The organism is Shewanella zhuhaiensis (assembly GCF_022484835.1).
Taxonomy (GTDB): Bacteria; Pseudomonadota; Gammaproteobacteria; order Enterobacterales; family Shewanellaceae; genus Shewanella; species Shewanella khirikhana.
Window position 1 is genome coordinate 39064 of record NZ_JAKUDL010000014.1, and the last position, 7036, is coordinate 46099.

The following is a 7036-nucleotide window of genomic DNA, read 5'->3' on the forward strand; positions in this document are numbered from 1 at the left end:
TGATTCCCTGTGCAGGTGTCGGCCTCCGTGTTTTCTCGTGGGTTAGTGAAACCAGAGCCACACTGTTTGATGAACTTTCTCTATCAGGAAAGGCAAACAATCACAGGAGGCCGACATGTCTAAAGCTAACACACTTTTTATCGGTTTGGACGTGCACAAGGAGACCACAGATGTGGCCTGGGTTTCTGATAAGTTGGATGATGCGGTTCACTACCATGGAACCGTTCCCACCAACCTGCGTTCACTTGATAAACTCTTTAAAAATCAATCCACCAAGGCCAGCAAGCTTTGCATCATTTATGAAGCAGGGCCTTGTGGCTTCTGGCTTTATCTCCAACGCCGTGGCATCAGCTGTTGGGTCGTAGCGCCTGCCTTAATCCCCAAAGCGCCTGGGGACAGGGTCAAAACCGATCAACGTGATGCCATGACCCTGGCCAGATTGGCTCGCAGCGGCGATTTAAAGTCCATCTATGTACGGGATGAGCGGGATGAAGCCATTCGTGACCTTATTCGTTGCCGAGAAGATGCCATGCTCGATTTACGTCAGGCACGGCAACGACTGAAATCCTTCCTGCTACGCCATGGTCACCCCTGCAGTGGTCGCCAAAACTGGACCGAAGCCTATCGACGTCATCTGGCGGATATCAGCTTTGCTGAGAGTGCCTCTAAAATCACCTTCCAGCATTACATCCATATCGTGACTGAACGCTACGAGCGTTTACAGCGACTGGAGTTGGAGCTGCAAAGTCTCGCCGAAAGCTGGCGTTGGTACCCACTGGTTGAACGCCTGACCGTACTGCGTGGCGTGCGTTTCTTATCGGCCATGACGCTGCTGGCGGAGCTTGGCGACCTGCGGCGCTTTGCCTCGCCCCGTTCCCTGATGAACTTTGTCGGCCTGACACCGAGTGAGCACTCCAGCGGACTGCGGGAGCGACGGGGCGGCATTACCAAGTGTGGCAATGGCCACGCCAGGCGTATCTTAATCGAATCGGCTTGGGCCTACCGTTTTCCCGCTCGGGTATCACAGGAGCTGGAGAGTCGACAGCAAGGCCATTCGATGCCATTGCAAACCCGCTCCTGGGAAGTCCAGCAACGCCTGTGTCGACGTTTCCATGATCTGAAAGCCAGGGGTAAGGAATACAACAAGGTGGTGACCGCCGTGGCACGTGAGCTGACAGGTTACATTTGGGACATAGCCCAAGGCTTTGATGCCGACATGCCACGAAAAGCGTGCTAGTTCAGGGTTAACTTCACTCTGGCAGTAAAGGCGGCGGCAGCGGTGCGAGCACCCCTCGAGGGCGTTAAGCGGTCACATCCGCGCTTCTAGACTGAGGCAAGGCTCCTGCGGCGAACACCCAATCAGTTCGAACAAGGCGAATAACCAAACTCGCGGCCTCACTATTAACAAGAGTGCAAGGTCAACCGCCGACACTTACTCGCCAAAGCCCGTCTGCCAGAGTGTCCTTACCGGAGATTTTCGGGTCTCCGGTAAGGACACTATTATCCATTTGACAGAGGGAATCATATCAACGCCTTGCCCACAGGCCGACCGAAAGGGAGGTCCAGCCCGAAGGGCGATTGTGCGGCAACTTGTTAAGCATTTTGCACCTGCGAGTACAAATCACCTAAAGTTAAATTTTCATGCCAAATACTAGCAAAGTCTATTTGGTATACCTTTTCAATGTCTTCTGCCAGAGTCTCTATTTCAAGTGAATCTGCCATCCATTTCTTAGGGTAAAGAGCTTTATAAATATCCAGTATCTTATCTTCTGGCTCGAACTTTAATTTCTGTTTTGGAGAAAAAGCGAAAGCATCGGTAAATAGTAATAAGAATTTCCTTATATCTTCTTTAGTTGAGTGTGGGAAGGCAGTCTTCCAATGCTTACCCGTACAAGAGCGCACCTTATACTTTTTAGGCACATCTCCTATATATACACTCCAAGCTATAGCGAGAGCTAAAACGATTATGATTAGTGCGATCTTCATCTTTTCTGCTTAACGTTTTGTGCTGGCGCGAGCGACAGCGAGTCGAAGGCCCGCCGCGCAGCGGTTTTAAGCGGGCCAGTTCCAGCCACTCGTTGTTACTAGTATTTGCCACCTTCTCTAAAAGTTACCAAGTGTGGTGACGACTCAAATTCCTTAAACCTGTCTGAAAGATGCTCATGGTCATAGTCATCTCCCATTGATTCCATAGTGTTTGCTGTTTCTATAAAAAACTCAGCAATTTTTCGAAGCTCATCTGGAGTAGCAATGACACTGAGCTCCTTCAGTCTCAGAAACTCCGGAATGTCTTCTTCATTTTCTACTCCAACATGACCGGTAAGTCTCATAAGTTTCCTTTTACTAGTAACGCTCAAAGCAGCCGCGCGTTGAGCGTCGGCTGCCTTTGCTTGTTAACTTGCATCTGCGTACCAACCGTCATAATCCTCATCTTCCACTAATTGAAGATTATAACCATAACTAACAATTTCATAATTATCTGAAAGCCTGAACACAGTGTGGCCAAACTTATTCAGTTTTACGGACAGCAAAAACTTCCCTGTGACCTGTTGTTTCTTTTTACACCATAGCATGTGCTTCTGTGTATAAAGAGGCCCTTTGTGGTCTGGGTAGTTAGAACTTGATATTACACTTTTCCCTAGGTGAAATAACTCCCAGCAAGGGTCTATCCAGATATATGGCTTTCCACGACCTGAGTTTTTCCGAGTTTGAATTTTCAGTGAGTTAGTCGCAGCAATGATCTGTAAGGGAGAGTTTTTAAACTTTCTAGCATCCTTACCATATTTTTGGAAATCGATTTTCGACATAAGCTCCCTGCAAGTTAACGTTCAGCGCAGGGGCGAGGTACGAGTCCCAAGCCCGCCGCGTTAGCGGGTTTTGGCGGGCTTTAAACTGCCGCGCCTTGTTACAATTTACTAAACTCTGCCACATTTTCCATAGCCAAAGATACTACCATGTCAGTTTCTTGTGAGATGTGTTCCAGTACAACGCTTAAAGCTTGAGCCTGATTTGGTGTTAACCATGAAAAGTTATAGGCGGAGTTAATTTCTTCAAAATTAGCGTTCTCGAAGTAGCACACTAATGCTTCAGCCAATGTATCTTCATCAGGAAGCGATAGAACTGCAGAACGGATCAGGGATGGAAACATCCATTGCACTGCGTTGGCAGAAAGTGTCCCCAACTCGTCGTAGAATATGTTTAATTGGTGATTTGAAAGGTAAGCAGTTTTTATTTCTCGTACCTGCTTATGAAGAATAGTTCTCATAGGGTCATTAGCAGGGAAAACATAAAGCGAGTCGTCGTCCGGCTTTTCGATATATGGAAAGCACGCATCTACCAACTCAAGAACTTCTTCCTTAGTGGAGTAGCCGATAGTGTCCATACGTTCCCTTAGAATTGTAACGCCCGCCACAAACGCGAGCAACGTGTTGCGAGTCGAGCCGCGAAGCGGCGTTTTGATGGCGATTGTTATGTTTTTTCACTACGCCAGAACCACGTTATAACAGTAAATAAAGCTGCTAATAATCCAAGAGTTGAACTGAAACCCATGGAAGATTTGTAAACAGCTTTCCTTGGTTTAATTTCTGCCAGCTGTCCTTTAAGCCCTTTCACTTTTAGCTCATCAACTTCCGCAGTATTCTCATATTCTGAAATTATTGATTCGTAAACCTCTATTGCTACAGACATTTTTTTCAGATTATCGTAGGCAATATTGGACTCGTAATAAGCTACAAAACTAATAACGCCGACAAGCAAAATACCCAATGCTTTTTTGATATTAATTTTACTCAACACTCTCAAGTTTCCACATGACAAAAAACATAACGCTTTAAACAGCGGAAAACGCGAGCGTAGCGAGTGGTTTTCCGATGATTTAACTTGCTATAAGCCTTACTCAATTTTGACACCACATTTGTGACATTGATCTTGCGGCCACCGTAACGAGAAAATACTCAGTCCGCGTAATACTTGCTGCGCACCACAGTGAGGACAGGCCAACTTAATAACATAGACAATAGCAAAAATACCCCAGCCCATTCCAAGCCAATATGTCCAGTTATCTAATTGGTAGAAGTTCGATGAGTCAAACTCATTTGAGGATGTGTTGTGTATCACTGTGATGAACAATTGAATCACCAGAATACCAATTAATCTCAACTTATATTTATTCATTGAACGCAGGTTTCCATGTTCTTATAACGCCCTGCTAAGGGGTGAGCAACGCAATACAAAAGCCGCCGCAAACCACCTTAATCACTAAAATCAACGCATAGTGAAAATGCCACGCGTTGCGAATCCCTCTTGAGCAGTTTGTTAGGGCTCTAATTGAAGTCTAGCGATGGAATTGTAAACAGCACGGATTTCATATGCCCGATTGTGCCTTCTTGTTTTTCCTTACGTTCACCTGTTCTTTCCCACGTAAAATAATTAACCATATAGTCTTCGTCATCAGATATTTCTGTCACAATACATCGTTTATCCCTCGGATGTTCAACTACGGCAGAGTGATTTAACTCCAAGACCTCGCGATCAACCCTCTGGCACAATGACCCAAAGTATATCTCGCTCTCTACGTGGTCACAGACAGCAAAGTTACTTCCACAAATCGAGCACCTACCAACCGTTTCAATAAATCCGGGGCTATTAAATAATGCCCAACCTGGAAACACGGCTTCCTCGATGGAAAGAAGTTGACTCTGAAAGTTGATTATTCCTTCATATTCTTTAGTTTTTAAAGCAACTGAAGTGTACTCTTGAGCATCGATTAGATGCGACCATGATTTTTGAAAGTCTTCGTCTTTTAATGTTACCCACATAAGTAAAACGGATCGCAACCCATTAACAACACATTGCATGTGGAAAAATTCATTAGCCATCTCCTCACTGCCAAATTCAATAGCCTGTGCTTTATACCCTTTAATGCTGCTAATAAAATGATCACACTCACTGATCTTTTCGTTCTGTAATTTTTTAGAGCGTGTAAAAAAACTTAATCGAGCACAAGAATCTACGAAATCCATAAATGACTCGCTTAAGGCTTCAAATGAAATCCTATCTCTTTTCATTGTCCTTTTTTCACCACTTCTAAAATCGACTGTTCTAGTTTTTCAATACCCTGAATATCGCCTTCATAAGAAATTTCAGTAGTTTTTGAGGACTTAGTTTCTTTATAAAGAACCTTTAGCTTAACAACTGGTTCTTCACTTTTGCCTTTGAAAAAATCAGTTAGATAATTGGAGACGACTCCACATAAGACAGACACCAAAGCACCATTCCCTGACAGTAACGATGATGTAATCAAAATCATTGGACCAAACCATTCTCCAGAGCGCTGTTCAACCAGCGTTTTAGGCTCGGTGAGTAGTTCAATATCAATATCTCTTCTAGCATATTTCCAAAAAGACAACGCGGTAGAAGAGTAATTATGTAAGTCACATTCATTTGAGCTGACAGGTAATACTGTCACCACGTTTTCATTGAAATCAATTTTCATGATCTCTGTAGTTTCAATTTTTATATTCAATTTTACCTCCTGAGCCCTAACGCCGCCGGCAGGGGCAGCTTTCCTTGTGTGCGTTTTGCGCGAAAATGGGAGCGCAGCGACCCGCGCAAAACGTGCACAAGGTAAGCTGTCCCGCGGAGGGCCGAAGGCCCGGAGCAAACTGCCCGGCTTTGTTATGTGTTTTAGTAGACTGCAAGCGAGCTACCCTGCTCTAGTGCTTCTTCATAATATGGTTGGAATTTAACACCAGACGGGCTATTCAGTGACTCTACTTTTAGCTCAGCGCCTCTGAGATCACTGATGTCTTTAAACCCGTATAGCTCAATTTCCCTACTAGCGAGCTCAAAGTCTTCGGTGTTGCCCCTCTGTGCAAGCAAGAGGATAGCTTTCAGCTCTTTTCCTTCCTCGGGAAAACGATATTCATACGAAGAATCTCCGCTGAATACACCTTTAAAACCATAAACAAAAATTTTTTTCACAGCTTCACTCAGTGGAACACATAACGCCCGGCTAAACCGCCGGAATGAAGTTGGTTGGTTTGCGCTAGCGTAGCGCCTTAGCGCAAACCAAGCAACGTAATGGAGGTCGGATTAAGCCGTTTGTTATGTGAAAATCATGACTGGTTGAATACCACATACGCCCATGCTTAGGCCCCTTGCAATGCGCTAATGTTTTAAATGTTTTTTCGCGCCTGCAAGGTTTTTTCCAGTAATGCGCTTTGTTTTTACAGTATGCACATAGAGTGCTGAAAGCCCACCTGCTGCTCCAATTAAACACGTCACGCCACGGAAGACACATAACGCCCGCATAACGGGCAAATATACGTAGGCTAAAATACCGAGCAACGCGAGGGGAGCCTACGTGTATTTGTCCCAAGCGAGCGCAGTGAGTGGTTAATGCGATTGTTAGGTGGCTTTTACCTTTGAATTGGAATGTAAAAGGCAGTTATACACACAGCAATTAACACGTAACTTACAACAGAGTGCACAGTGCCAGCGACATTTAATTTTTTGGATATACCCCAAAATTTAAAGCCGAGAATTCTTATTACTGGAGGCATTACCCAGCCGAAAGTTAAAAGGGTAAACCTTTTAATTTCCTTGTCCCTTTGTAATTTAGGGAGTTCAGTACGAAGTCTAAATTCAAAGAAGATTGCTGATATTAGGTATGCTAAAAATAGCGCGATTACAAAATATTCAGGGATTTTCATAAAGACACCTAACATTTTAATAATGAGAATGCTCATTTAGCACCTCTGACCAGTGCAAAACGAGTATGTTAATTGATTTAATAATTATCAAGTTACGTCATTTTGTCCAGATAAATTTACGATGAAAGTGAGCATTCTCGTTATCTCCTTGGATCCCGCCTATTATTTTTACATGTCAAATTTTAACCTGCTGATATTAAAATGAAATAATATTTTCACGGGTCGGATAACCGGAGAACTGTCAGGATCAACTCTGACTTGAAATCGTCAAAATCTCGATAATACTGTTCATACATACAGCATTTGGAGGTTGGTATGAGTCA

At 44.2% G+C, this 7036-nt stretch carries 9 protein-coding genes; 1 reads left to right on the plus strand and 8 read right to left on the minus strand.

What is annotated here, in order from left to right; genetic code table 11:
* Positions 1-115: 115 nt before the first annotated feature.
* Positions 116-1237 carry an IS110 family RNA-guided transposase gene (locus tag MJ923_RS20535; RefSeq protein WP_240592654.1) on the plus strand — a complete coding sequence of 374 codons (1122 nt, stop codon included), beginning with the start codon at positions 116-118 and terminating at the stop codon, positions 1235-1237.
* Between the two features lie 356 nt (positions 1238-1593).
* Here the strand turns inward: MJ923_RS20535 and MJ923_RS20540 are convergent, their stop codons facing one another.
* The 8 genes from MJ923_RS20540 to MJ923_RS20580 form a co-directional block, all read right to left on the minus strand.
* The gene (locus MJ923_RS20540; RefSeq protein ID WP_240592655.1) at positions 1594-1986 is read right to left on the minus strand and encodes a hypothetical protein; all 393 of its coding nucleotides are present in this window, start codon (positions 1984-1986) and stop codon (positions 1594-1596) included.
* Positions 1987-2084: 98 nt separating this feature from the next.
* The gene (locus tag MJ923_RS20545) at positions 2085-2330 is read right to left on the minus strand and encodes an Imm32 family immunity protein (protein WP_240592656.1); all 246 of its coding nucleotides are present in this window, start codon (positions 2328-2330) and stop codon (positions 2085-2087) included.
* A 63-nt stretch (positions 2331-2393) separates the two neighbouring features.
* Entirely contained in the window at positions 2394-2807 is a 414-nt protein-coding gene (locus MJ923_RS20550) for a hypothetical protein (protein ID WP_240592657.1), read from the minus strand.
* A 98-nt stretch (positions 2808-2905) separates the two neighbouring features.
* On the minus strand, positions 2906-3382 hold the full coding sequence (locus MJ923_RS20555; protein WP_240592658.1) for a hypothetical protein: 477 nt from the start codon (positions 3380-3382) through the stop codon (positions 2906-2908).
* Positions 3383-3468: 86 nt separating this feature from the next.
* Positions 3469-3795, minus strand: a complete 327-nt coding sequence (locus MJ923_RS20560; protein ID WP_240592659.1) for a hypothetical protein — start codon at positions 3793-3795, stop codon at positions 3469-3471.
* Between the two features lie 527 nt (positions 3796-4322).
* Positions 4323-5021: a hypothetical protein gene (locus tag MJ923_RS20570; RefSeq protein ID WP_240592660.1), complete on the minus strand. Its 699-nt coding sequence runs from the start codon at positions 5019-5021 to the stop codon at positions 4323-4325.
* Between the two features lie 41 nt (positions 5022-5062).
* Positions 5063-5524, minus strand: coding sequence for a hypothetical protein (locus MJ923_RS20575; protein WP_240592661.1), 462 nt, complete (start codon positions 5522-5524; stop codon positions 5063-5065).
* A gap of 161 nt (positions 5525-5685) precedes the next feature.
* Positions 5686-5982, minus strand: coding sequence for a hypothetical protein (locus MJ923_RS20580; RefSeq protein ID WP_240592662.1), 297 nt, complete (start codon positions 5980-5982; stop codon positions 5686-5688).
* Positions 5983-7036: the final 1054 nt, after the last annotated feature.

Excerpts from the sequence above, each read along its gene's own strand:
- MJ923_RS20535 (WP_240592654.1), top strand. The coding sequence starts at position 116 with ATGTCTAAAGCTAACACACTTTTTATCGGTTTGGACGTGCACAAGGAG.
- MJ923_RS20540 (WP_240592655.1), bottom strand. The coding sequence starts at position 1,986 with ATGAAGATCGCACTAATCATAATCGTTTTAGCTCTCGCTATAGCTTGG.
- MJ923_RS20545 (WP_240592656.1), bottom strand. The coding sequence starts at position 2,330 with ATGAGACTTACCGGTCATGTTGGAGTAGAAAATGAAGAAGACATTCCG.
- MJ923_RS20550 (WP_240592657.1), bottom strand. The coding sequence starts at position 2,807 with ATGTCGAAAATCGATTTCCAAAAATATGGTAAGGATGCTAGAAAGTTT.
- MJ923_RS20555 (WP_240592658.1), bottom strand. The coding sequence starts at position 3,382 with ATGGACACTATCGGCTACTCCACTAAGGAAGAAGTTCTTGAGTTGGTA.
- MJ923_RS20570 (WP_240592660.1), bottom strand. The coding sequence starts at position 5,021 with ATGGATTTCGTAGATTCTTGTGCTCGATTAAGTTTTTTTACACGCTCT.